General features: G+C 60.7%; 1 protein-coding gene. It reads left to right on the top strand.

Annotation, left to right across the window (positions count from 1 at the left end; genetic code table 11):
- Window positions 1–19: 19 nt before the first annotated feature.
- On the top strand, window positions 20–1,619 hold a 1,600-nt coding region (locus FJY67_12240; protein ID MBM3330214.1), incomplete at its 3' end, for a hypothetical protein.

Below are 1,619 nucleotides of genomic sequence, written 5' to 3'. Positions count from 1 at the left end.
GCGCGCCAACCAGATTGCTGTGAATGAGGAGAACTGGCAGGCTACGGCTAATGTCCGGAACTTCCAGGTCTTCCCGGGACAGGATCAGCCTTACTCCTGCGTCGCGCACGACGGCCATAACCTCTGGGTTGGCGGCTACGCGGCTCAGAACTTCCGCATCTACGACGACGGCGTAACCGAAGCCTACTGGCTGATCGTCGAGCCGGAAGAAGGCGCGCTGGAACCGGGCGCCTCGATGGACGTGATTTTCACGCTCGATGCGACCGGTCTGATCGAAGGCGACTATGAAGCCGACGTTCACTTTATGTCGAACGACCCGGTCGACGATGACGTCGCGGTCAACGTGACACTCTTCGTTCACGGCGCTCCCGACATCACTGTCGCATGGCCTGCCAACATCGGCTTCCCGGACGTCGTCAACTGGAATCGGGCGTATCCGGACCTCTTCACCGGCTTCGCCTATGACATCGTCGTCAATGTGACGAACGACGGCACCGCCGACCTGACGGTTGACGGTTTCGATTGCGACAACGGGATGTTCACTGCTTCGCCGGATCAGTTTGTTATCGGTCCGGATGAAACGCAGCGCGTCACCCTGACGCTCGGCGCTGAAGACGACGGCGATCACGCCGGCACCTTCACCATCTGGTCGGACGACCCGGACGAGAGCGAATATCAGTTCGCAGTGTTCGGCGCAACCGGCGCTCCCCCGATCTTCGGCATCGATCCGGGCGCCATCGAAGATGAACTCTTCACCGGCGGCTCGGCCGATCACGAGATCACGGTAACGAACGACGGCGGCGCTCCGCTCCGCTTCGCCATCGAGACCGAGATCATCGCCGAACCGGGCCGCGACGACAATGGCCGCGACATCCGGAGCCTTGCAGGCCCCGTCGCCCGTCGCGACAATCCGGGTCAGCTACTCGGCCAGTTCGTTCCGAACGGCTGGGCGGCGAACCAATACAAGAGCCCCGCAGGTTGGGACTGGGACAACGAGCGGATGTGGATTACTTCCTACACCAACGCCGCTGCCCGGGCTTACACCCACGACAACAACTACCAGAACTTCCAGCAGGTCATTCAGATCAACCCCGGCAACTGTATGGACGGGGCGTGGATCAACGGCCTCTACTGGACCAGCACTCTCGGCAACGCCCAGATCCAGCGCTTCAACGCGCAGGGTCAAGGCATCGGCGCGATCAACGCGCCGGCGGGCGTTTACGGTCTCGCGGCGGACATCGAAGAGAATCGCCTCTTCATTCAGACTTCCGAAGCGAACCAGCCGATTCACGTCTATCCGCTTAATCAAGACAACACGCTCGGCCAGCGGATCGGCACGATCAGCAACCACATTCAATACCATAACAACATCGTTGCCTACGGTATTGATTGGGTTCCGAAGCACCCGGACGGCAAACTCTGGATGACCAGCTACAACAATATGCAGGTGAACCAGATCGCCGTGAATGAAGCCAACTGGCAGTGCACCGGGCGGGTTCAGGGATTCCAGGTCTTCCCGGGAGCGGATCAACCCTACTCCTGCGTCGCGCACGACGGCCATAACCTCTGGGTTGGCGGCTACGCGGCTCAGAACTTCCGCATCTATGACGACGGCGTTA

Source organism: Calditrichota bacterium (assembly GCA_016867835.1).
Taxonomy (GTDB): Bacteria; Electryoneota; AABM5-125-24; order Hatepunaeales; family Hatepunaeaceae; genus VGIQ01.
Note: the sequence above shows the minus strand (reverse complement) of the source record. Positions and strands in the feature narration are given on the sequence as shown.